Below are 23,181 nucleotides of genomic sequence, written 5' to 3'. Positions count from 1 at the left end.
TATGTATCGCACGATGATGAGCGGCAAGCTTCACAGGGCAACCGTTACGGAAGCAAACCTGAATTATGTGGGAAGCATTACAATTGATGAAGATCTCATTGATGCTGTGGGAATGCTTCCTAATGAAAAAGTGCAAATTGTGAATAATAATAATGGAGCACGTCTGGAAACGTATATTATTCCTGGTAAACGAGGAAGCGGCGTCATCTGCTTAAACGGTGCAGCCGCACGCCTTGTGCAGGAAGGAGATAAGGTCATTATTATTTCCTACAAAATGATGTCTGATCAAGAAGCGGCAAGTCACGAGCCGAAAGTGGCTGTTCTGAATGATCAAAACAAAATTGAACAAATGCTGGGGAACGAACCAGCTCGTACAATTTTGTAGGAGAAAAGCCCCCTTTATCGGGGGTTTTCTTTTAAGATTTTGAGAGTAAAACGGTTTTGCCGCTCCATTATCGTACAAAACGTGTTACACTTTTGTCGTATGCAAGAATTGAGGTGTCCATTTTAATGAATAAGCAACGGTTCGTTGTTATAGATGTTGAAACAACAGGGAATTCGCCAAAGAAAGGCGATAAGATCATACAAATCGCAGCGGTTGTAATTGAAAATGGACAAATTACTGAGCGGTTTTCAAAATACATTAATCCAAATAAATCCATACCTGCTTTTATTGAGCAGCTTACTGGAATCTCTAATCAAATGGTAGAGCATGAACAGCCGTTTGAGGCTGTCGCTGAAGAAGTGTTCCATTTGCTTGACGGCGCTTATTTTGTCGCCCACAATATCCATTTTGATCTTGGATTTGTCAAGTATGAGTTACATAAGGCGGGCTTTCAGCTTCCGGATTGTGAAGTGCTGGATACTGTCGAGCTCTCCCGTATTGTTTTTCCGGGATTTGAGGGATATAAGCTGACTGAATTAAGCGAGGAGCTTCAGCTGCGGCATGATCAGCCGCATCGGGCTGACAGCGACGCTGAAGTGACAGGGCTTATTTTTTTGGAAATCCTTGAAAAGCTGCGGCAGCTTCCTTATCCGACATTAAAGCAGTTAAGAAGGCTTTCGCAGCATTTCATCAGTGATCTGACACATTTGTTGGATATGTTCATTTATGAAAACAGACATACCGAAATGCCGGGATATGTGCGCTTTTCCTCTTTTTCTGTCAGAGAACCCCAATCAATCGATGAACGTGTCAATGAAGACGGGAACTTCTCATTTGAGATCGAAAATTGGGAGGCGGGAAATGAAAAAGCGCTGTCAGAGTTAATGCCAAGGTATGAAAAAAGAGAAGGCCAAATGATGATGATGAAAGAAGTAGCTGAAGCGTTTGCCAATCGTGAGCACGCGTTGATTGAAGCTCCTCCTGGAATCGGAAAAACGATTGGCTACCTCATTCCGGCTGCGCTTTTTGCCAAGAAATCAAAAAAGCCGGTCATTATCAGTACGTATTCAACGCTTTTACAGCAGCAGATTCTGACAAAGGATTTGCCGATTGTCCAAGATCTGTTTCCATTTCCGGTAACAGCGGCGATTTTAAAAGGGCAATCGCATTATTTATGCCTGTATAAATTCGAGCAGGTGCTTCACGAAGACGATGATAATTATGATGCCGTACTGACAAAGGCACAGCTCCTCGTTTGGCTGACAGAGACTGACACAGGAGATGTAGCTGAACTGAATTTGCCTTCAGGCGGAAAATTGCTGTGGGACAGATTGGCTTATGACGATGACTCATATAAAAAAAGTCGCAATGAGAATGTGACCGGCTTTTATGAGCGGGCCAAACAGATTGCTATGCGTTCCGATTTGGTGATCACCAACCATTCTCTTTTGCTGACCGATGAAGGCAGCCAGAAAAAAAGGCTCCCTGAAAGCGGCACATTTATTATCGATGAAGCACATCATTTTGAACGTGCGGCAAGCGAACATTTAGGAAAAAGAGCCACGTACATAGAATTGCATACTAAATTGAGCAGAATCGGCACTCTGAAAGAACAGGGACTTCTAAAAAAGATGAGACAGCTATTCCAGCGAAACAGCCTGCCGGTTGATTCCTTCTTCGAATTAGAAGAGTGGATTCAGCACATTCAAGCAGAAAGTGATGCTTTCTTCAGCTCGGTACATTCTTTTGTCAAACGAAGAAAACCTAAAGAGGACTTAAACCGTCTAGTTTTTAAGGTGAACAAAGAAAGCCAAGATAAAAGCTGGCCGATTTTAACTGATGGAGCGGAGAGGCTTTGTTCCATGCTGACACATTTGCAGCAGCTTTTTGAGGCACAGTCGGCCCTGATGGAAAAACACCTGACGAGTATGAAGAGAAAAACCGTCTTTTTAGCCGATGAATATCAAAGAAGCATGAAAGGCTTGCAGCATTACTGTCAGACGTTGCAGAAGCTGTTCTTTGAGTCTGAAGATGATGAAGCGGTTTGGGTTGAAATAGACGCAAAGGGAGCGAAAAATGCGGTGGCCATTTACGCACAGCCGCTTGAACCTGGTGAACTTCTGGCTGATCAGTTTTTCGCGCGCAAAAACAGTGTGGTGCTAACATCTGCAACCCTTACAGTCGAAGATTCTTTTCAATTTATGATTGAGCGATTGGGGCTGGGTGACTTTTTCCCGCGGACAATGAGAATTGAGTCGCCTTTTTCTTACGATGAGCGCATGCGGGTGATGATACCAAAAGAAATGAAATCAATCCAAGATACGGGGCAAGCTGAATTTATACAGGATACTGCCCGTTATATCGAACTGATGGCAAAGGAAAAACAGCCTAAAATCCTTGTGCTGTTAACATCCCATGATATGCTGAAAAAGGTTCATCAGGAACTCAAGCACGTGATGAGCGCTTCTGGCATTCAGCTCTTGGCGCAAGGAATTACAGGCGGAAGTCCTGGCAAACTGATGAAGACTTTTAAAACAGCCAATCAGGCGATCCTGCTTGGCACGAATCACTTTTGGGAAGGCGTTGATTTTCCTGGTGATGAGCTGACAACAGTAATGATCGTGAGGCTTCCATTCCGGTCCCCTGATCATCCGCTTCATGCTGCGAAATGTGAGCTTGCCCGCAAAAAAGGGCGGAATCCGTTTCAAACAGTATCACTTCCCGAGGCTGTGCTGACCTTCAGACAAGGAATCGGCCGCTTGCTGCGGACGGCGGGAGACAAAGGGACGATTGTCATATTGGACAGACGGATAAAAACGGCTGGTTACGGCCGACTGTTTCTTGATGCCCTGCCGACAACCTCTGTATCTGAAATGACTGACAGCGAGCTTGAGGCTTACGTTGCAGGGAAAAATGAATAAAAGCCGCATAAAGCGGCTTTCCGGTGTGGGAGTAGGATGGTGTTTTATTTAAAAGCGGTTTTGCCGCTCTGTGATACTAGTATGCCGTGTCCTGAAATGGAGTATGACTAACAATATTTGTTCAAACTGGAGGATGAAAAAATGGAAAGCAAAATCGAAATTCTTTCAACAATTAATGTAGAGCATTCTGATGACCTGTATAAAATTGTAGACACACTGAATCGGACACTGAAAAGAGACAATCTGATGTTCGGCCTTGCGCTGGATGAAGAAAACAAAAACCAAGCCGTTTTTACCATTTATCGTACGTAGGTGAGAAGATGAGAAAAAAAGCATTAATATTTACCGCCATTTTTGGTATTATTTTTTTAGCAGTACTTCTTGTCTCGGCAAGCATTTATAAATCAGCCATGGCACAAAAGGAAGAGGGGCACGAAGCAGCAGCTGCTGAAGCTAAAAAAGAAACCGATCTCGCCAACGTTGATCAAGTCGAAACATTTGTCGGAAAAGAAAAATATTATGTCGTAAAGGGAACGAACAAAAAAGGCACTACATTATATGTCTGGGTTCCTACGGATAAAAAAGCAAAAATTCTCTCAAAAGAAGCAAAAGAGGGGATCTCGGAAGACAAAGCGGCAAAAATCATACAGGATGAAGGGCTGGTTTCAAAGCAAAAAGAGGTTCACCTGGCAAGAGAAGGAAATGTCCTGCTTTGGGAAGTAACGTACTTAGACAAAGAAGGTCAATACAGTTTAAGTTATGTGGACTTTACAACTGGAAAGATTCTCAAAAATATCACGCCTTAAGACGAATTAGGGGGAGTTCAAGTTGAAACTGGCAAAAAGAGTATCCGCATTAACACCATCTACCACACTGGCAATCACAGCGAAAGCGAAAGAACTGAAAGCGGCAGGCCATGATGTCATCGGCTTAGGAGCAGGCGAACCTGACTTCAATACACCTCAGCACATTATTGATGCCGCTGTACGTTCAATGAACGAAGGTCATACGAAATACACGCCTTCAGGTGGTCTGGCTGAACTGAAAAACAGCATTGCAGAGAAATTTAAACGTGACCAGAATATTGAATACAAACCATCTCAAATTATTGTCTGCACTGGTGCCAAACATGCTCTGTACACCCTTTTCCAAGTGATTTTGGATGAAGGAGATGAAGTCATTATTCCAACGCCTTACTGGGTAAGCTATCCGGAGCAGGTGAAACTCGCTGGCGGAGAGCCTGTTTATGTAGAAGGGCTTGAGGAAAATCATTTCAAGATTACTCCTGAGCAGCTGAAAAATGCGATCACGGATAAAACAAAAGCGATCGTCATTAATTCTCCAAGCAACCCAACTGGTGTTATGTATACGGAAGAAGAACTGTCAGCGCTTGGTGAAGTTTGCCTTGAACATGACATCCTGATTGTGTCTGATGAAATTTATGAAAAACTTACATATGGCGGAAAGAAACACGTTTCCATTGCACAGCTGTCTGACAGTCTGAAAGAGCAAACGGTTATTATTAACGGCGTGTCGAAGTCACACAGCATGACGGGATGGAGAATTGGTTATGCCGCAGGGTCTGAGGACATTATTAAAGCGATGACGAACCTTGCAAGCCACAGTACGTCAAATCCAACATCAATCGCACAGTACGGAGCAATTGCTGCCTATAACGGGCCTTCTGAGCCATTGGAAGAAATGAGAGAAGCATTTGAACATAGATTAAACACAATCTATGCAAAGCTCGTAGAAATCCCTGGGTTCAGCTGTGTGAAGCCGGAAGGTGCTTTTTACTTGTTTCCGAATGCAAAAGAAGCAGCTCAATCCTGCGGTTTCAAAGATGTAGATGAATTTGTTAAAGCGCTTCTTGAGGAGGAAAAAGTTGCGATTGTTCCTGGGTCAGGATTCGGCTCTCCTGATAATGTCCGTCTGTCTTACGCAACATCGTTAGATCTTCTTGAAAAAGCGGTTGAAAGAATCAAGCGTTTTGTAGAAAAACATAGCTAACAGATTAAAAAGCGGCTGACAGAAAAGCCGCTTTTTATCTGCATTGACCCGGTTAGTTAAGTGCGGGTATAATAAAGTGATGATAATAGAGTTCGGGCCAATGGGCTTCCGAATGTCTTTCTTGTTTTGGAGGGAAATATGTTGAAAACAACAATCAACCAAGTGTACAAGCACGTAGGTGAGGAAGTAACGATCGGAGCTTGGGTCGCTAATAAGCGCTCAAGCGGGAAAATCGCGTTTTTACAGCTGCGGGACGGTACCGGATTTATTCAAGGTGTCGTAGTAAAAGCGGAGGTGGAAGAAAGCATTTTCCAAACAGCTAAATCTGTGACGCAGGAAACGTCACTCTATATAAAAGGGATTGTCAAAGAGGACGAGCGTTCTCCTCTTGGGTATGAATTAGCTGTGACAGGTATTGAAGTGATTCACGAAGCGACTGACTATCCAATTACGCCAAAAGAACACGGCACAGAATTCTTGATGGATCACAGACATTTATGGCTGCGTTCAAAACGCCAGCATGCGATCATGAAAATCCGTAATGAAATCATTCGCGCGACTTACGAATTCTTTAATAACGAAGGCTTCGTAAAAGTGGATCCGCCGATTCTGACTGGAAGCGCACCTGAAGGAACAACAGAGCTCTTCGCGACAAAATACTTTGATGAAGATGCTTACTTGTCTCAAAGCGGTCAGCTTTACATGGAAGCTGCGGCAATGGCTTTAGGAAAAGTTTTCTCCTTTGGGCCGACATTCAGAGCGGAAAAGTCTAAAACAAAGCGCCACTTGATCGAATTCTGGATGATCGAACCTGAAATGGCGTTTGTAGAATTTGAAGAAAACCTTCAGGTACAGGAAAATTACGTTTCTTTCATCGTGCAATCAGTTCTTAAGAATTGCAAGATTGAATTAAACACATTAGGAAGAGACACGTCAAAACTTGAACAAATCAAAGCTCCGTTCCCAAGAATCACGTATGACGAAGCGATTGATTTTCTGAAAGAAAAAGGCTTTGATGATATCGAGTGGGGAGATGACTTCGGAGCACCTCATGAAACAGCAATTGCCGAACACTATGACAAACCGGTGTTCATCACTCGCTACCCGACGTCCTTAAAACCGTTCTACATGCAGCCTGCTTCTGACCGTGATGATGTCGTGCTTTGTGCTGACCTGATTGCGCCGGAAGGCTATGGAGAAATTATCGGCGGATCTGAACGGATTCACGATATGGAACTTTTGGAAGCGCGTCTTAAAGAACATGGACTGGATTCTGACGCATATAAATGGTATGCTGAACTTAGAAAATATGGATCAGTCCCTCATTCCGGCTTTGGCCTTGGACTAGAGCGGACAGTAGCTTGGATCAGCGGAGCGCCTCACGTTCGTGAAACCATTCCGTTCCCAAGACTGTTAAACCGTCTGTATCCGTAATACATTCAAATGAAACAAGAAAAAGAGTCTCCTGCAAGGGAGACTTTTTACAGTAAAGGGGAAATCATGATCCTTTACAGTAAGAGGTGTGACGATGAAAAAACATCAATTTATTGACATGCAGGAGCAGGGAACATCAACAATCCCCAATCTTCTGCTCACGCATTATAAACAGCTCGGGCTTAATGAAACAGAACTTATCCTGCTGTTAAAAATCAAAATGCATTTAGAAAAAGGCTCTTATTTTCCTACACCGAATCAGCTGCAGGAAGGTATGTCAATTTCTGTTGAGGAATGCACAAACAGATTGCGGATGTTCATTCAAAAAGGTTTTCTGTTTATAGAAGAATGCGAAGACCAAAACGGCATCAAATTTGAGAAATATTCTCTTCAGCCTTTATGGGGTAAGCTGTACGAATATATGCAGCTTGCACAGAATCAAACTCAGGAAAGAAAAGCAGAAGGGGAACAAAAAAGCCTTTATACCATTTTTGAGGAAGAGTTTGCAAGGCCGTTATCACCTTTGGAGTGTGAAACACTGGCTATTTGGCAGGATCAAGACCAGCATGACGCACAGCTGATCAAACACGCATTAAAAGAGGCTGTACTATCAGGAAAACTCAGCTTCCGCTACATTGACCGGATTTTGTTTGAATGGAAGAAAAACGGACTGAAAACTGTGGAACAGGCAAAAGTCCACAGCCAAAAATTCCGGCGGGTGCAAACAAAGCAGAATGAACCGCAAAAAGAGTATAAAAGGCAGGTTCCTTTTTACAATTGGCTTGAACAATAAAGTGAAAAGGTGACAATCGTGTTAAATCTAAAACAAATTGAATTCTGTTTAGACAAGATAGGCGACATGTTTCCCCACGCGGAGTGTGAACTGGTTCATTCCAATCCTTTTGAATTAGTGGTGGCAGTTGCTTTATCGGCGCAATGTACAGATGCACTAGTAAACAGAGTGACCAAAACATTATTTCAAAAATATAAGCGGCCTGAAGACTATTTGGCTGTTTCGCTGGAAGAGCTTCAGCAGGATATTAAATCAATCGGTTTGTACCGTAATAAAGCGAAAAATATCCAAAAACTGAGTAAAATGATTATTGAAGATTACGGCGGAGAAGTGCCGAGAGACCGTGATGAGCTTGTCAAACTGCCAGGTGTCGGAAGAAAGACTGCCAACGTCGTGGTATCCGTTGCCTTTGGCGTGCCAGCCATTGCTGTAGATACCCATGTGGAGAGAGTCAGCAAACGTTTGGGATTCTGCCGATGGAAGGACTCGGTGCTGGAAGTGGAAAAGACGCTGATGCGCAAGGTTCCAAAAGAAGACTGGTCCGTTACGCATCACCGGCTTATTTTCTTCGGCAGATACCACTGTAAGGCCCAGTCGCCGCGCTGTGCAGAATGCCCGTTGCTTTCTTTGTGCAGAGAAGGGCAGAAGAGAGATAAAAAAGGGCTGGTGAAACGATGACGCAAGCGAAAGAAGTGTTGGCTTCCTATGAGCAATACTTACGCAGTCTTGGCCAGATGAGCTTCTCAGATATGAAAGAAGCCTTGTGGATGAATCCAGTGTATTTTGATTTCTGCACGGAATCTCAAGGCGTTTTGCCATGGGAGGACAGCGGCAACTATGTTCCGCTTTTATTTAATGTATGGGAAGACATTAAAGAATCACTTCTTCCAGTCTTTCGAACACGAAAATCGAGATGTGACCAAAACGACATGCTGAAGGGCATTGTGTGTTTGTTGGCTTCGCTTCACTGGACAGCAGGTGAGCGGGTGAAATCACTCGATTGGCTAGAACTAACAAAGAAATCATTTCCCGCAAAGCCGATCAATTGGGCTGAACGAGTAGAATTTATTCTTCTAAAGCCGACCCAATATCATTGCTTTATTCAGCTTGATGAGCTGTTTACTGAAATGAAAAAGCATTTTTATAAATACCATGCGATGAATCGATAAAACCTTCCCAAAATAGGGGAGGTTTTATCATGAAGAAAAGCCATCACCTTTTGGGTGATGGCTTTTTGTTTAATTTGTTTTTTCAGTTGATGATGAGTTCGTTTGTACTTTGTCAGATGTGTCTGTTTTGTTTTTATTTGTATCAGAGCCTGATGAATCATTCTTATCTGAGTTCGAATCACCATCCGACGTATCCTGGTTGTTGCTGTTATTGTTGCTGTTATCGTTAGGTTTGTCTTGGTTACCGTTGTCGGGCGGATTGGTGTTCGTGTTATCTTGTTTATTGTCTTGGTCGTTTGTTGAATCATCTGTCTGATCTTGATCTGTCTGACTGTCATCTGTTTGAGAATCATCAGTTTGTGTGTCATCCTGAGTCTTCTCATCATCTTGATTTTCATCATCGGTTTGTTGCTGGTCTTCTTTATCTTTTTCGTCTTCATCTTTCGGTACTTCATAAGATGTGGAAGCTGTGCTTTTGCCATCATCACTGACGGCTGTTACTTCGAATTTGTATACAGACCCTGGCTGCACGCCCGAAATGACTGCCTCTTTTGCGGAGCTGTTTTGAATTTCTGAGTAGCTGCCGCCATCAACAGATTGCTTAACAGCAAAGGTCGCATCTCCGTCGTACTTCCAGCTTAATGTCAAAGATTGATTGTCTTTATCATATTTCACGCTTAAACCAGATAGTTTTTCTGTTTCTTCTTTTTCTTCTTTCTCATATGTTTTAGAAACAGTAGAAGGAGCTGTGCCTTTTACAAAGTACTCTGTGAGCTTTTTATCGCTTGGCGTATTTGGCCCTGCCAGTTTTGCCGGGTTAGAGCCTTTTTCTACAGTGGCTTCCACTACGCTGTCAGGCTTCTCAAATGATCCGCTTCCGTCATCGACTTCGGCAATGAGTTGGGCGAATAGCCGTTTTGCGACCTGTTGTTCTGTGTGATTTAAAGATTTTTTTCCTATCTTATTTTGAGAATCTACACCTGTCCACACGGCAGCGGTATATTGAGGTGTATACCCCACAAACCATGAATCTGGTACACCGCCTGATGCGATATTGTATTTTTGCATTGTCGCTTCGTCAAAGTTTGTTGTACCTGTTTTACCCGCGACTTCCACTCCTGGTACTTGAGCGAGCTGTCCAGTACCTGTCTTAACAGCAGTTTTTAGCATATCTGTAATCATGAACGCAGTATAATCGCTCATTGCTGATTTTGATTTTGGTGTTAAATCAAGCTTCGTACCATCGTTAAATTCAATGGATTTCACAAAATGCGGTTCATTATACGTTCCATTATTTCCGAACGCGCTGTATGCTCCAGCCATAGTTAGAGAAGAGACACCCGGATTATCATCCCCGAATCCTCCGATAGAATATGATTCATACACTTTTTCTTTATTTAATCCGAGCCCCAATCCATTAGCAAAATCCACTGCTGCATCTTTTCCGACTGCTTGGAATGCTTTTAAGGCCGGGATGTTACGAGATTGAGCAAGGGCGTAACGCATAGAAATTTGCCCTAGATATTTACGATCCCAGTCACGAATTGGATCCCCATTAGAATACGTGTAAGCCGAGTCGTCTATTTGCTCGTAAGTAGACCATTTTTTGTTTTCAATAACTGGTCCATAGTCTAAAATCGGTTTAATAGTAGAACCAGGCTGAGTTTTTCCTTGAGTAGCATAGTTGAAGCCTCCAACCGTAGAATTTCTTCCGGCACCAATCGCGCTTACTTCTCCAGTTTTTGTATCGAGAAGTGTTACGCCGCCCTGCATGCCTTCAGTAAATCCAACAGTGTCTCCGTCCATTAATTCATCTAGTTTGTCTTGTGCTTTTGTATCTAATGTCGTATAAATCTTTAATCCGTCAGTACCTGGATTGACATCAGATTTTTCTTCAATTTCTTTCATGACTTCTTCAACAAACGCGCTGTACTTGTTTGAATTGTTTTTTTCATATTCTTTTTGTGAAACAACGCCTTCATCTTTCATCGCCACTTTTTTGGCTTTATTATATTCAGAATCAGAAATGAATCCTTGCTTTTTCATGAGACTGAGTACGATGTTCCGTCTTTTTTCCGCTTTATCCGGGTTTTTAACGGGATTGTACGCTGTCGGGCTTTGCGGCATACCCGCAAGAGTCGCAGCTTGTTCCACAGTCAATTTGCTTAAATCTGTGACGCCGAAAAATTCTTCCGCCGCTTTTCCGATTCCGTATGCTCTAGGAGAAAAATAAATCCGGTTTAAATACATTTCTAAAATTTCATCTTTAGAGTAATTGCGCTCCAGCTGAAGTGAAAGCCATACTTCCTGCACCTTCCGTTTCAGCGTCTTCTGATGTGAAAGAAGGGAGTTCTTGACGACCTGCTGTGTGATCGTACTGCCGCCTTCAGCTCCGAAGCCGTCTGTAAAGTTGGCAACTAAGGCGCCGCCGATACGGACAGGATCAATCCCGTGGTGCTCATAAAATCGGGCGTCCTCTGTCGCAATAAAGGCTTCTTTTACAACATCGGGAATTTCATCTATCGAGACGTAGGTCCGCTTTTCGGAGCCATATTCAGCGATTTCTTTACCATTTTTATCGTAAATTGTCGATGAATAAGGCGTCTTCAATTTGTTTTCGTCTAGTGATGGCGCATCTGAAACCATGACGGCAAATGTTACGGCACCGCCGACTACGCCTAAAACAAACAGAATGAGTAAAGTGAAAAGAGTCTTTTTAAACAATCCGCCTTTTTTTCGTTTCTTGCCTTTTTTCGGTGAAGGACTCGATTTGCTGTTCGCTTTTCGTCGAGCTTCACGGCTGTTAAATTGATCTGACATAACATCTCAACCTTTCGTTAATCAACCTTTCGCACTAGATGATGATGGCGAAAAATAAAGCTGTTCAATAATACTAATATAATCAATTCTAGGTGCGTATCCAAGAGAAATCGGATACGCTGCTTCCTCTAACTCATCTTTTCGAATTGATTTTCTGCCGTTTTTTTCTTTTCTGTCCCAGAAATAAAACAGCTTATCGGCTTCCAAAAAATAAACTTGGTCGAAAGCGGATATAATAACAAAACAAATACCGTCTTGAGCCTTTACCTGCTTCATATGCTCGATTTGATGGTCATGGAAATTCTGCAGGGGGAAAGAGGTCTTGTTTTTCGTTTCTTTCGCCTCAAAATCAATATACCGCCCTTTGTAAATCCCGTTATAATCTGTTGTCGACGATTGTTTAAAGTAAGCTTCTTTAATCACTGCGGCGCTTCTTTTTGGATAATGGACATTTACAATTTGAACAGGTGTCGGCTTTTTGTGTATGACGGCAATTTGGTTTGTCAGATAATACTTATTCGTTTCGTTTAAGTCATCTTCGAGGGTCATTCCGCGATTACTGTAAGACGGGGCCCTTTTCTGACTGTTTTGGGATGAAACCGAATGTTTCGGCTGGAACGTTTTTCCGTTAGGATACCGAATCACTTTCTCATCCTCCTTATTAAACTATTCATGACGGAAGTGAATGAACGTGCAAGAACAACATACCAACAGAAAGCTTCTGAGCCGGATTGAGCGGCAGACAAAAGCAAAAAACGCAGATAACATCTCAAGAACGAACGCGTATAAAGCGTTTTATGACCGTCATCCGGAAATCAAATGGTCGCTTTTGGCATCTTTCGTTTCCCGCAATGCCGGCTGGTCAATGACTGACTTAAAAGGCAGTCTGTTTCAGCTTGGACTCCGTGAGAGACAGCAAAAGTGGTTCTTCTTAGCCTATGAAAGAGCGAACTGGCTTATTTTTTCGGATGCCTATCCGCAGCTTCTTTTGTACCACTGGTCAAAAAAAATCGGGAAACCGTTGTTTCATCACCTGCATGTGTTTGGCGTCTCGCAATTTATGACGGAAGAGTGGGCCCGATTTTGGCATGAGCGAAACACGGAGCGGCTGATGTATGCCCTCATTATAAATGAACAAAACACTATCCAAACACCTATTATACAAAATCCTTCGTTTAAAAAGAACGTTTTTGACACGATTCCTTTTTATTTAAGTGATTGGTTTCATTTTAACACGGTTATTTTTCCTTCTTCAGACGGGTTTCTTTATGGCATTTCAGTGAAGCGCTTTTCAAAAACAGAGGAAAGAGTAAGGCTGGGAAAGCAGCTGTCTCAATTGCTGTTCAGTCCAGAATTGTTCCCCTCTTTTTATCGCTTTTTGCACACAGTGCCGCACACAGGCTCCCGTTTTGATATGGAAAAAATGATTGGGATCACAAAAAGAACATCTCCTATGCTAAGGACATGCTATCCTGAGTTAATCCACTCATTAGACGGAGAGAAAACAGATTGGTTTCATGGAAAGATTAAGAAAACGTTCTTTAGGCGTGAGGAATTGCCGAAGCAGATTGAATTGACAGACTGGTATTTACATAAAAAACGCCAGCTTCATGCGCTTTTTGCGGTGGAGCATTGGCTGAAAAAATAAAGAAGCAAGGAATTTCCTTGCTTCTTACGTAGAAGGGCGGTTCGGGCCGCCTAGTTTTTTATCTAAAGAATCGATTGCTTTTGATTCAGTCTTTTTTTGCTGGCCGGCTTTTTTCGGTCTTGTTTTCATACGGCACCTCCTCACAAGTATCGTTTGCATTAAGGGAGAGGATCATACAATTTTTGCGGGTGTTTTTGTCGAAAACTTCAGCTTTTCGTGGAATACCTGTTTGTTTGGCGATTTGCTTCTAGTTTTGTCATGAGGAAGGAAAGAGCCTGAAGAGCAAAGAATTTTAACCGGGAGAGACAAGGAAAGGGAGGTACACGAATGTCCGGTTATGTAAGCAAAACAGATATTCTCCGTATGCTTTCTGATATAGAAGATGAATTAACACGAGCTGAGCAAAGCCTGAATCTTTCTTTACATGCATTTGAGGCTGAGATGCGGGAAACGGAAAACGATCGCCTGAGTGTGCTTGAAGAAGAACTCATGGACCTTCATATTTGTATAAATGAACTGTATCAATCGCCTCAACACAGGTATGCGTTTGAAAAGGTATACCGCATCGGCTGAATTTGCGAGTGAAATTTGGTACGATATGCATTGAGGTGAAGGGTATTGCAATCACAAACGTTGCTGGAAATGACCGAACAAATGATTGAAGCTGCTGAAAAAGGTGCTGATCGATATCTAGAAGGAAAAGACAGTGATCATTCTTATGATTTTTTTGAGACGATAAAGCCTGCAGTTGAGGAGAATGATGATCTGGCGGCTCGCTGGGCGCAAGGAGCGCTTGAATTGATAAAAGCCCGCCGTCCGAAATATGTGCATAAAGAGCAAATCGAGACCGTAAAGGATAATTTCCTAGAATTGGTCCTTCAATCATATGTTCATCATATTCATAAAAAACGATTTAAGGACATCACTGAGTCAGTCCTTTATACATTGCACGCAGTAAAGGATGAAATTGCAAGAGAAGACAGCCGGTAAAGGCTGTCTTCTTTTAAGTTTGTTATAGGGGGCCGGACATTAATTCAACTCATATGCCGGGCTTTCTGCTCCATTTGCTTCGAGAACCTTCATACTGTTACGAAACTCAGTTGTGCTGAGATGTCCTTGAATATAGAGGAACTTGGCAAAGTCCATCAGTTTATTCATACAGTCTGTTTCATATTTCTTCATTTCTGCAAAACGTTTGCTTAAGTATGATACGTTCATTATGGTGCATCCCCTCTCATCTGTATTGAAAATATGGTACCATAATGATTCGACTTTTTTCTGTTTTTGAAAAATTTAAACTTTCGACACAATTAGACAAATGCGAATCAGGACCTGTGACACAAACAATAGATTTTATTCATACATATATAGAAGAGAAACATGTTGAGTTTAGGGGGAATCGCAATGAACAGGAGTTCTCAAAGCTATCCTCGGCAAATGGGCTATTATTATCCGCAGCAAATGCAAGGATATTATCAGCAGGCTTCGCCAGGCCAATACTTGCCGCAGCAGCATTATGGGCAGCAGGATTATTACCAGCCGTACGTTCCAATCCAGTCAATGCCTATGCAGCCGCCTGTATTTTCTAACCCTTATCCAATTCCAAGGCCTAATCAGCAGCAGCCCACACAATTTCAAAGTATTATGTTGCAGTTCAAAAAAGCCAACGGGCAGTTTGATTTTAATAAAATGATGGATACGACAGGTCAAGTGATGAGTGCAATGAATCAGGTCGGATCTTTAATAAAAGGATTTACCAGCTTTTTTAAATGATAGAAGCATGAATGACTCGTTCATTCATGCTTATTTTTTGGAAAGAAAAGTGTCATTGTCTGCTCGTTCCAAGAGGTTTCCATATCTTCTTGGTGCACTTCATAAGGCAGCTGAACTGTTCTCGTCATGCTTGTAAAAGTGGCCTCATTGTACTGTTTCTGTTTCTCTTGAAGTGTTACATGCAGGTACCTCGATTTAATATCAACGACGATCTCGCCATCTCGAAACGTTGCCGGAATTGTAATATCGACATACAGCCCGGTATCTCTTTCTCTTACATGTATGGTCGTCTGTATATCCTTTAAACTCGAGTTAATCAGGTTTTGAAATCCGTTTAATAGATTGCCGAATGCTGAGGATTGAAAAAGATGGTCCATTGCCTCCGTGATGATATCTTCTTTCTTTTGCAGTTCTTTCTTCTTGTCATCATGGAATTCCAAATCTGCCACCGCCTTTTTTAACCAGATTATGCGTCTATGCCAGATGTTGTTATAAATTGAAGCAAAATTGAAAGTGTGGTTAAATAGTGGTGAATGAAGGGATAACGGTTGGAAGCGAATGAGAAGGGAGAAAACACATTGCTGAAAAAATTATTCGGAATGGGCAAAACTCAGGAAAAAACGACAGAAGAGGTTATTTATTCGCCGGCAGACGGTACGGTAATGGACCTGACAGATGTGCCGGACCCTGTTTTTTCACAGAAAATGATGGGGGAAGGAATAGCAGTGGAACCTTCAAACGGTGAAATCGTTTCACCTGCTGAAGGTGAAGTGATTCAGATTTTCCACACCAAACACGCCGTTGGTATTCGAACTCGCTCGGGAATTGAACTGTTAATTCATGTCGGGCTGGAAACGGTCAATATGAACGGAGAAGGGTTTACTGCCCACATTAAAGAAGGGGACAAAGTGAAGGTCGGTGACCCGCTGATTACGTGTGATTTAGAATTAATAAAAGAAAAAGCGAGCAGCACAGTCATCCCGATCGTTATTATGAATGGTGAGGCTGTAGGGTCAATTGTGCCGGCAGGCGAAAAGGCTGCCCACAAAGGCGAAACAAAGCTTCTCACAATAAAAGCGAAATAAGCAGGGCGTATGCCTTGCTTTTTTTGTTCGATTGTATAAAATTTGCACCTAGCCATGCAAACAAATATTCGGTAAACTGTACTTGACAAAGAGGTGTAAAGAATGAAAAAGAAATCACTGACTGAGCTCATTTCTGAATTAAAGGGAAATGAAAACGTTGTGAATTGGCATGAAATTGAGCCTCGTGAAGCAAGAACTAGGCCGATGCCTGAAAGTATAGACGAAAGAATAAAAGCGGCCCTTTCGAAAAGGGGCATTGATGAACTATATACCCACCAATTTTCCGCTTTTCAATATGTGCAAAAAGGAGAAAGCATCGTTACGGTAACGCCAACTGCATCAGGAAAAACGTTATGCTATAACCTCCCAGTCCTGCAGTCCATCGCCCAAGACGAAACAAACCGGGCGCTGTATTTATTTCCGACTAAAGCGCTGGCACAAGATCAAAAGAGCGAGCTAAATGAAATCATTGATGAAATGGGCATTGATATTAAAAGCTTTACATATGACGGGGATACGTCCCCGGCAATCAGACAAAAGGTGAGAAAAGCCGGTCATATAGTCATTACAAACCCCGATATGCTGCATTCTGCCATTCTTCCGCATCATACGAAATGGGTCAGTTTGTTTGAAAACCTTAAGTATATCGTCATCGATGAGCTTCATACGTATCGCGGTGTTTTTGGGAGCCATGTGGCGAATGTGATCCGGCGGCTAAAGCGGATCTGCCGGTTTTATGGAAGTGATCCGGTTTTTATTTGTACTTCCGCAACGATTGCCAACCCGAAGGAATTGGGGGAGCAGCTGACCGGACAACCGATGCGGCTGGTCGATGATAACGGTGCCCCGAGCGGACGGAAGCACTTCGTGTTTTATAATCCGCCAATTGTGAACAAACCGCTTAATATTCGAAAGAGCGCAACAGCAGAAGTGAACGAACTGGCGAAAGAGTTTCTGAAAAACAAAGTGCAGACCATTGTTTTTGCCAGAAGCAGAGTCAGGGTGGAAATTATTTTAAGCCATATTCAGGAGCTTGTAAAAAAAGAGATTGGGACAAAGTCAATCAGAGGCTATCGGGGAGGCTATCTTCCGAAAGAGAGAAGAGATATCGAAAGAGGCCTGAGAGAAGGCGAAATTTTAGGAGTGGTCAGTACGAATGCCTTAGAGCTTGGTGTTGATATCGGCCAGCTGCAAGTGTGTGTGATGACGGGTTATCCTGGAAGTGTGGCAAGCGCATGGCAGCAGGCGGGCCGGGCCGGCAGAAGACACGGTGAGTCTTTGATTATCATGGTCGCCAATTCAACGCCGATTGACCAATATATTGTACGTCATCCTGAATACTTCTTTAACCGTTCGCCGGAATCTGCAAGAATCAATCCGGAGAATTTGATTATTTTAGTTGACCACTTAAAATGTGCGGCTTATGAGCTTCCTTTCAGAGCTGATGAAGAGTTTGGGCCGATGGATGTACGTGATATTCTAGAGTACCTTCAGGAAGAGGCCGTTCTTCACCGGAACGGCGAACGGTATCATTGGGCAAATGAATCATTCCCTGCATCAAATATCAGTTTGCGTTCCGCCTCACAGGAAAATGTCGTTATTGTTGATCAGTCAGATATTGCAAATGTAAGGATTATCGGTGAAATGGATCGTTTTAGCGCGATGACGCTTTTGCATGATGAGGCGATTTATTTGCATGAGGGCGTTCAATATCAAGTAGAGAAGCTCGATTGGGACCATAAAAAGGCTTATGTCAGAAAAGTTGATGTCGAATATTACACGGATGCCAATCTGGCAGTTCAGCTAAAAGTATTAGAAATTGATAAAACGAAAGAAAAAAGCCGTACATCATTGCACTATGGTGACGTCACTGTCAATGCCCTGCCGACCATTTTTAAAAAAATTAAAATGACCACTTTTGAAAATATCGGGTCTGGTCCTATTCATTTGCCGGAAGAAGAACTTCATACAAGTGCAGCTTGGCTCGAAATTAAAACAACAGACGAAGACATCGGGGAAAAGACGCTGGAACAGCTGCTTCTTGGCATCTCAAATGTGCTGCAGCATATTGTCCCTGTGTATATCATGTGTGACCGAAGCGATGTGCATGTCGTTTCTCAAATCAAAGCAGCCCATACCGGATTGCCGACTATATTTTTATATGATCATTATCCGGGCGGTATCGGTTTGGCGGAGGAAGTCTTCAAACGGTTTGCAGATATTAATGAAGCTGCGAAACAGCTGATTAAACAATGTCCCTGCCATGACGGCTGTCCGTCTTGTATAGGTACCGAAATAGAAGGGATAAAAGCAAAGGAAAGAATTTTGCAGCTGTTGGATCAAATGTCGTAAGGAGGGAGGTTAGATATGTCATTAAAAGGGAAACTCCAGCGAATGAAAAAGCATATGGTGCTCGACGAAGGAGAACATAAAATAGAAGCAGGCAAACAAGAAAACAATTTCGCTGACATCCATACTGAAATCCCGTTTTTAAAAGAATGGGAGGCTTTTGGCATTAAGCCTTTTTTCTTCGAAGATGAATATTGCCTCATCAGAGAAGTCGAATATCCGCTTTCTCACCGCCATGGGCTATACAGTTTTTCTGAGCTTGATGAAGTGATTACACTCTGGAATCAAAGCAGCCTGTCGCATACGTTGTCAGCAAAAGGGTATAACAAAAACAATCTCTTTTTCTTTGATACAGAAACAACTGGTCTTGGAGGCGGAACCGGAAATACCATTTTTTTGCTTGGGCATGCGAGAGTATATGAAGACCGAGTGACAGTCAAACAGCATCTTTTGCCCAAACCGGGGAATGAAGTCGCCTTGTATCAAAGCTTTTTAAGCGAGGTTGACATTACATCACTTGTAACCTACAACGGAAAAGCCTTTGATTGGCCGCAGGTGAAAACAAGGCACACATTGATCCGTGACAGACTTCCGAAGCTCCCGGAGTTTGGCCATTTTGACCTTCTGCATGGGGCAAGACGCTTGTGGAAACACAAAATGGACCGCGTATCACTTGGCACGGTTGAAAAAGAGGAGCTCGGTATTCGCAGACAAGAAGACACACCGGGCTACTTGGCGCCAATGCTTTACTTTCATTTTGTCAAGGCGCAAGAGCCTGATCTTCTAAAAGGTGTCCTGCATCATAATGAAATGGATGTGCTATCACTCATTTCACTGTACATTCATATGTCTAAAAAAATTCTTTCAGCATCTTATGAGCCAAAAGAGTACATTGAGCACAGTGAAGCTTATGCCATGGCGAAATGGTTTATGGCCCATAAAGAAACGGATCAAGCGGTCAAACAGCTGGAAAGGCTTAAAGAAAAGTCGTTTGAGGATCAGGACAGAGCCCAGCTGGATTTATCGCTTCTGTACAAAAAACAAAACCGGCTGGAAGAAGCAGTGCCGCTTTGGGAAAAGCTGTCCTGCTCCAAAAATCAGAAGTGCAAATACGCTGCTACGATAGAGCTCGCGAAATATTACGAGCATAAGAAAAAAGAGTTCGGGAAAGCATTGTATATAGCAGAACAATTACTTAGCGATGCGGCATTCTTATCAGAAAAAGAATCAGAAAAACTGCAAGTAAGAATTGCCCGGCTGAAGAGGAAATATTCCTCTTAAATATTCCCCGGGAAAGCGCAAAAGGCGACTTGTTTCGCCATGAATTTTTTTTGCTGAATTCACATTGATTTTGTTGTAGAATAGCGCCGAATCCTGTAAAATGACGTTAGTTATTTTTAAAGGGAGAGTTGGTATGTATAAGGGTGTTTTTTACTTGTTCTTTGTTGTGGTATTTTTGATTGCTTTTGTGTTTTCAAATTTTAAAGACAGTTTAATTGTACACTTTTAAAATAGGTCTTTGTATTAGAACATGTACCCCTTATTTTTCATAGCTTAGTAATGTAATAAAGTTTATGGAAAGGGGATTTAATCATGCATCACTGCAGACCGCACATGATGGCGCCGATTGTCCATCCTACTCATTGCTGTGAACACCATACGTTTTCAAATACTATCGTGCCGCACATTCACCCACAGCACACAACAAACGTAAATCACCAGCATTTTCAGCACGTTCACTACTTTCCACACACTTTCTCAAATGTTGATCCGGCAACGCATCAGCATTTTCAAGCAGGAAGACCTTGCTGCGACTAGTATGGAAACGTGCAGCTTGATGGTGTAAACAAACAGCACATCAAAATGGGGCCCAATGGGAGCCCCATTTTTTAAAGCAGGTGAAGTAATGAAAGTATTGGCAGTAACAGGATACAAGCCGTTTGAACTCGGGATTTTTAAACAGGATGATAAGGCACTGTATTACATAAAAAAAGCGATCAAAAACCGGCTGATCGGATTTTTAGATGAGGGCTTAGAATGGATTTTAATATCGGGCCAGCTTGGAGCGGAACTGTGGGCGGCTGAAGCTGCATATGATCTGCAGGAGGAATACCCTGATTTAAAGGTAGCTGTGATTACCCCTTTTTACGATCAGGAAAAGAACTGGAAAGATCCTAATAAAGAGCTTTATGAAGCTGTTCTGGCACAGGCTGACTATGAAGAAAGCCTAACTCACAGGCCGTATGAAAGCCCGCTTCAGTTTAAACAAAAAAATCAGTTCTTCATAGAAAAATCAGACGCGCTGATGCTTTTATATGATCCTGAGATGGAAGGATCTCCAAAGTACATGCTTGAGACGGCTGAAAAGAGACGCGAACAGGATGGCTACCCCATTTACTTTATCACAATGGATGACTTAAGAGTGACAGTAGAGGAAGACAGCTACTCATAGCAATAAGAGAAATTTGACAACCGTACAGATTTCTGAAAAAATATATGTAATGATTCACGATACGAGGTGAAAAAGATGCTTGCTGATAAAGTTAAGCTTTCTGCGAAAGAAATTTTGGAAAAAGAATTTAAAACAGGCGTTAGAGGCTACAAGCAAGAAGACGTTGACAAATTTTTAGATATGATTATTAAGGATTATGAAACCTTCCATCAAGAAATTGAAGAACTGCAGCAGGAAAATCTGCAGCTGAAAAAACAGCTTGAAGAAGCCAGCAAAAAACAGCCTGTGCAATCTAACACAACGAACTTTGATATTTTAAAACGGCTGTCCAACTTAGAAAAACACGTTTTTGGCAGCAAGCTTTATGATTGATCGCGCTTGAAAAAAATGGTGCTTGTAAATTGCAAACAGTTGTTATATAATAATTCTTGTTCTTAACGTTCGGGTAATCGCTGCAGATCTTGAATCTGTAGAGGAAAGTCCATGCTCGCACGGTGCTGAGATGCCCGTAGTGTTCGTGCCTAGCGAAGTCATAAGCTAGGGCAGCCTTGATAGGCTGACGGCAGGAAAAAAGCCTACGTCCTTTGGATATGGCTGAGTATCCTTGAAAGTGCCACAGTGACGAAGTCTCACTAGAAATGGTGAGAGTGGAACGCGGTAAACCCCTCGAGCGAGAAACCCAAATTTTGGTAGGGGAACCTTCTTAACGGAATTCAACGGAGAGAAGGACAGAATGCTTTCTGTAGATAGATGATTGCCGCCTGAGTACGAGGTGATGAGCCGTTTGCAGTACGACGGAACAAAACATGGCTTACAGAACGTTAGACCACTTACATTTAAAATGATGAAAACAAGCTCTCCCGTATAAGGAGAGCTTTTATCTTGAAAAGAAAAGTTTTAAAAGACAGGGTGATACGATGAAGAAGTATACACTAATTGCAACGGCGCCGATGGGCATTGAAGCTGTTGTCGCAAAGGAAGTACGAGATTTAGGATACGAATGCAAGGTTGATAACGGAAAAGTTATTTTTGAAGGCGATGCGCTTGCTATTTGCCGTGCAAACCTTTGGCTTAGAACAGCCGACCGTATAAAGGTCCAGGTTGCTTCTTTTAAAGCGAAGACATTTGATGAACTGTTTGAAAAAACGAAAGCGATTAACTGGCGCTCATTTATACCTGAAAACGGGAAATTCCCTGTCATCGGGAAATCGGTAAAATCAACACTTGCAAGCGTTCCCGACTGTCAGCGGATTGTCAAAAAAGCGATAGTCGAAAAGCTCAAGCTGCAGTCCGGCAAAGCCAATGACTGGATTGAAGAAACAGGTGCCGAGTATAAGGTGGAAATTTCTTTATTGAAAGATCAAGCGGTTATTACGCTGGATTCTTCCGGGACAGGCCTCCACAAACGAGGATACCGTGTCGACCAAGGCGGTGCGCCGATTAAAGAAACACTTGCTGCCGCTTTAGTGCAATTAACCAATTGGACCCCGGACCGTCCATTTGTCGATCCTTTCTGCGGTTCCGGAACGATCGCGATTGAAGCCGCGTTAATCGGCCAAAATATCGCCCCGGGCTTTAACCGCGATTTTGTCTCAGAGGACTGGGGATGGATTGGTAAAGAGCTGTGGGACAAAGCACGCCTTGAAGTCGAAGAAAAGGCGAACTATGACCAGCCGCTTACGATATTTGCAAGCGACATCGACCACCGCATGGTTCAAATCGCAAAAGAAAATGCAGAGGAAGCAGGCTTGGGAGATTTAATCGAATTTAAGCAGATGCAGGTCAAAGACTTCACGACAACTTGGGATTTTGGCGTGATTGTCGGCAATCCGCCATACGGAGAGCGTCTTGGTGAGAAAAAAGCCGTTGAGCAGATGTACAAAGAAATGGGACAGGCGTTCGAACCTCTTGATACCTGGTCTGTGTATATGCTGACTTCGAATGAGAATTTTGAGGAAGCATACGGCAGAAAAGCGACGAAGAAACGAAAGCTCTTTAACGGATTTATTAAAACGGATTATTATCAATACTGGTCAAGAGTAAGACCGCAGCGCAAGAAAACAGAAAACGCATAAAAAGAAGACGCTCTGCATGCGTCTTCTTTCATCTTTCAGCCATATTCTATCGTTACCAACGGTGCGCTTTCGCATTGCTTCTCAATATAATGTTGGTTTGGGACATTTCAGTGTGACCGTTTACTTGAGACTTAGAACGTTTAGGCCGCGTCCAATTGTGATGAAACAGTTCAGAATGCTGATCTAATCGATTTCTATAACTCATGTCAACATCACTCCCTGATAGAATATTGTTGATAAGACGGATAATCCGGTTACGGAATATCG

At 42.6% G+C, this 23,181-nt stretch carries 27 protein-coding genes and 1 other RNA gene; 22 read left to right on the top strand and 6 right to left on the bottom strand.

Features of this window, described 5'->3' with window-relative positions:
* Position 1 precedes the first annotated feature (1 nt).
* The 9 genes from panD (at position 2) to M0696_RS11025 (ending at position 8,712) form a co-directional block, all read left to right on the top strand.
* Complete coding sequence (gene panD, locus M0696_RS11065; RefSeq protein WP_003225586.1) at positions 2–385, top strand: aspartate 1-decarboxylase; 384 nt, start codon at positions 2–4, stop codon at positions 383–385.
* 125 nt (positions 386–510) lie between these two features.
* On the top strand, positions 511–3,306 hold the full coding sequence (gene dinG, locus M0696_RS11060) for an ATP-dependent DNA helicase DinG (RefSeq protein ID WP_222143054.1): 2,796 nt from the start codon (positions 511–513) through the stop codon (positions 3,304–3,306).
* 141 nt (positions 3,307–3,447) lie between these two features.
* The gene (locus M0696_RS11055; protein WP_003225588.1) at positions 3,448–3,618 is read left to right on the top strand and encodes a YpmA family protein; all 171 of its coding nucleotides are present in this window, start codon (positions 3,448–3,450) and stop codon (positions 3,616–3,618) included.
* Positions 3,619–3,626: 8 nt separating this feature from the next.
* Positions 3,627–4,112 carry a cell wall elongation/penicillin-binding protein regulator TseB gene (tseB, locus tag M0696_RS11050; RefSeq protein WP_222143053.1) on the top strand — a complete coding sequence of 162 codons (486 nt, stop codon included), beginning with the start codon at positions 3,627–3,629 and terminating at the stop codon, positions 4,110–4,112.
* A 22-nt stretch (positions 4,113–4,134) separates the two neighbouring features.
* Positions 4,135–5,316, top strand: coding sequence for an aspartate transaminase AspB (gene aspB / locus M0696_RS11045; RefSeq protein WP_222143052.1), 1,182 nt, complete (start codon positions 4,135–4,137; stop codon positions 5,314–5,316).
* 141 nt (positions 5,317–5,457) lie between these two features.
* Positions 5,458–6,750, top strand: a complete 1,293-nt coding sequence (gene asnS / locus M0696_RS11040) for an asparagine--tRNA ligase (RefSeq protein WP_166854643.1) — start codon at positions 5,458–5,460, stop codon at positions 6,748–6,750.
* Between the two features lie 94 nt (positions 6,751–6,844).
* Positions 6,845–7,543 (top strand): DNA replication protein DnaD, encoded by a 699-nt coding sequence (gene dnaD / locus M0696_RS11035; protein ID WP_222143051.1) that lies wholly within the window; start codon positions 6,845–6,847, stop codon positions 7,541–7,543.
* 18 nt (positions 7,544–7,561) lie between these two features.
* Complete coding sequence (nth, locus tag M0696_RS11030) at positions 7,562–8,221, top strand: endonuclease III (RefSeq protein ID WP_166851444.1); 660 nt, start codon at positions 7,562–7,564, stop codon at positions 8,219–8,221.
* Positions 8,218–8,712 (top strand): YpoC family protein, encoded by a 495-nt coding sequence (locus M0696_RS11025; RefSeq protein ID WP_222143050.1) that lies wholly within the window; start codon positions 8,218–8,220, stop codon positions 8,710–8,712. Before nth ends, M0696_RS11025 begins: the two co-directional genes overlap by 4 nt.
* A 69-nt stretch (positions 8,713–8,781) precedes the next feature.
* On the opposite strand, the gene M0696_RS11020 is transcribed toward M0696_RS11025, so the two are convergent.
* Together M0696_RS11020 and recU are read right to left on the bottom strand one after the other, a co-directional pair.
* Positions 8,782–11,532 carry a transglycosylase domain-containing protein gene (locus tag M0696_RS11020; RefSeq protein ID WP_248601959.1) on the bottom strand — a complete coding sequence of 917 codons (2,751 nt, stop codon included), beginning with the start codon at positions 11,530–11,532 and terminating at the stop codon, positions 8,782–8,784.
* A gap of 21 nt (positions 11,533–11,553) precedes the next feature.
* A complete protein-coding gene (gene recU, locus M0696_RS11015) occupies positions 11,554–12,177 on the bottom strand; it encodes a Holliday junction resolvase RecU (RefSeq protein WP_248601958.1) in 624 nt (207 codons plus the stop codon).
* 40 nt (positions 12,178–12,217) lie between these two features.
* On the opposite strand from recU, the gene M0696_RS11010 reads away from it, so the two are divergent.
* The gene (locus M0696_RS11010; RefSeq protein ID WP_248601957.1) at positions 12,218–13,180 is read left to right on the top strand and encodes a DUF2515 domain-containing protein; all 963 of its coding nucleotides are present in this window, start codon (positions 12,218–12,220) and stop codon (positions 13,178–13,180) included.
* Between the two features lie 24 nt (positions 13,181–13,204).
* Here M0696_RS11010 and sspM read toward each other — a convergent pair whose 3' ends face one another.
* Positions 13,205–13,309 carry an acid-soluble spore protein SspM gene (gene sspM / locus M0696_RS11005; RefSeq protein ID WP_003225606.1) on the bottom strand — a complete coding sequence of 35 codons (105 nt, stop codon included), beginning with the start codon at positions 13,307–13,309 and terminating at the stop codon, positions 13,205–13,207.
* 198 nt (positions 13,310–13,507) lie between these two features.
* On the opposite strand from sspM, the gene M0696_RS11000 reads away from it, so the two are divergent.
* Together M0696_RS11000 and M0696_RS10995 are read left to right on the top strand one after the other, a co-directional pair.
* A complete protein-coding gene (locus M0696_RS11000) occupies positions 13,508–13,753 on the top strand; it encodes a DUF5446 family protein (RefSeq protein ID WP_222143047.1) in 246 nt (81 codons plus the stop codon).
* Positions 13,754–13,798: 45 nt separating this feature from the next.
* Positions 13,799–14,170 carry a YppE family protein gene (locus tag M0696_RS10995; RefSeq protein ID WP_248601956.1) on the top strand — a complete coding sequence of 124 codons (372 nt, stop codon included), beginning with the start codon at positions 13,799–13,801 and terminating at the stop codon, positions 14,168–14,170.
* A 39-nt stretch (positions 14,171–14,209) separates the two neighbouring features.
* Here M0696_RS10995 and M0696_RS10990 read toward each other — a convergent pair whose 3' ends face one another.
* Positions 14,210–14,398: a YppF family protein gene (locus M0696_RS10990; RefSeq protein ID WP_003225611.1), complete on the bottom strand. Its 189-nt coding sequence runs from the start codon at positions 14,396–14,398 to the stop codon at positions 14,210–14,212.
* Between the two features lie 186 nt (positions 14,399–14,584).
* Between M0696_RS10990 and M0696_RS10985 the strand changes: the two genes are divergently transcribed.
* On the top strand, positions 14,585–14,953 hold the full coding sequence (locus M0696_RS10985; protein ID WP_222143045.1) for a YppG family protein: 369 nt from the start codon (positions 14,585–14,587) through the stop codon (positions 14,951–14,953).
* Positions 14,954–14,973: 20 nt separating this feature from the next.
* Here the strand turns inward: M0696_RS10985 and M0696_RS10980 are convergent, their stop codons facing one another.
* Positions 14,974–15,393: an Hsp20/alpha crystallin family protein gene (locus M0696_RS10980; RefSeq protein ID WP_166851470.1), complete on the bottom strand. Its 420-nt coding sequence runs from the start codon at positions 15,391–15,393 to the stop codon at positions 14,974–14,976.
* Positions 15,394–15,531: 138 nt separating this feature from the next.
* Here M0696_RS10980 and M0696_RS10975 point away from each other — a divergent pair, with 138 nt between their 5' ends.
* The 9 genes from M0696_RS10975 (at position 15,532) to M0696_RS10935 (ending at position 22,914) form a co-directional block, all read left to right on the top strand.
* Positions 15,532–16,038, top strand: a complete 507-nt coding sequence (locus M0696_RS10975) for a PTS sugar transporter subunit IIA (RefSeq protein ID WP_166851473.1) — start codon at positions 15,532–15,534, stop codon at positions 16,036–16,038.
* A gap of 102 nt (positions 16,039–16,140) precedes the next feature.
* Positions 16,141–18,390, top strand: coding sequence for an ATP-dependent helicase MrfA (mrfA, locus tag M0696_RS10970; RefSeq protein WP_166851476.1), 2,250 nt, complete (start codon positions 16,141–16,143; stop codon positions 18,388–18,390).
* A 15-nt stretch (positions 18,391–18,405) separates the two neighbouring features.
* Complete coding sequence (locus M0696_RS10965; protein ID WP_248601955.1) at positions 18,406–19,668, top strand: ribonuclease H-like domain-containing protein; 1,263 nt, start codon at positions 18,406–18,408, stop codon at positions 19,666–19,668.
* 100 nt (positions 19,669–19,768) lie between these two features.
* Positions 19,769–19,897, top strand: a complete 129-nt coding sequence (locus M0696_RS10960) for a hypothetical protein (RefSeq protein WP_119996594.1) — start codon at positions 19,769–19,771, stop codon at positions 19,895–19,897.
* 83 nt (positions 19,898–19,980) lie between these two features.
* The gene (cotD, locus tag M0696_RS10955; RefSeq protein WP_080010318.1) at positions 19,981–20,205 is read left to right on the top strand and encodes a spore coat protein CotD; all 225 of its coding nucleotides are present in this window, start codon (positions 19,981–19,983) and stop codon (positions 20,203–20,205) included.
* Positions 20,206–20,293: 88 nt separating this feature from the next.
* Positions 20,294–20,839 (top strand): SLOG family protein, encoded by a 546-nt coding sequence (locus M0696_RS10950; RefSeq protein ID WP_166851483.1) that lies wholly within the window; start codon positions 20,294–20,296, stop codon positions 20,837–20,839.
* A 75-nt stretch (positions 20,840–20,914) separates the two neighbouring features.
* The gene (gene gpsB, locus M0696_RS10945; RefSeq protein WP_003225629.1) at positions 20,915–21,211 is read left to right on the top strand and encodes a cell division regulator GpsB; all 297 of its coding nucleotides are present in this window, start codon (positions 20,915–20,917) and stop codon (positions 21,209–21,211) included.
* 65 nt (positions 21,212–21,276) lie between these two features.
* Positions 21,277–21,658: RNase P RNA component class B (gene rnpB, locus M0696_RS10940), an RNA gene on the top strand.
* A 98-nt stretch (positions 21,659–21,756) separates the two neighbouring features.
* On the top strand, positions 21,757–22,914 hold the full coding sequence (locus M0696_RS10935; RefSeq protein ID WP_248601954.1) for a THUMP domain-containing class I SAM-dependent RNA methyltransferase: 1,158 nt from the start codon (positions 21,757–21,759) through the stop codon (positions 22,912–22,914).
* A gap of 52 nt (positions 22,915–22,966) precedes the next feature.
* Here M0696_RS10935 and M0696_RS10930 read toward each other — a convergent pair whose 3' ends face one another.
* Positions 22,967–23,119: a YpzG family protein gene (locus tag M0696_RS10930; RefSeq protein WP_010327933.1), complete on the bottom strand. Its 153-nt coding sequence runs from the start codon at positions 23,117–23,119 to the stop codon at positions 22,967–22,969.
* Positions 23,120–23,181 lie beyond the last annotated feature (62 nt).

This window comes from Bacillus rugosus (assembly GCF_023238245.1).
Lineage (GTDB): Bacteria > Bacillota > Bacilli > Bacillales > Bacillaceae > Bacillus > Bacillus rugosus.
This window is presented reverse-complemented; position numbering and strand designations above follow the sequence as displayed.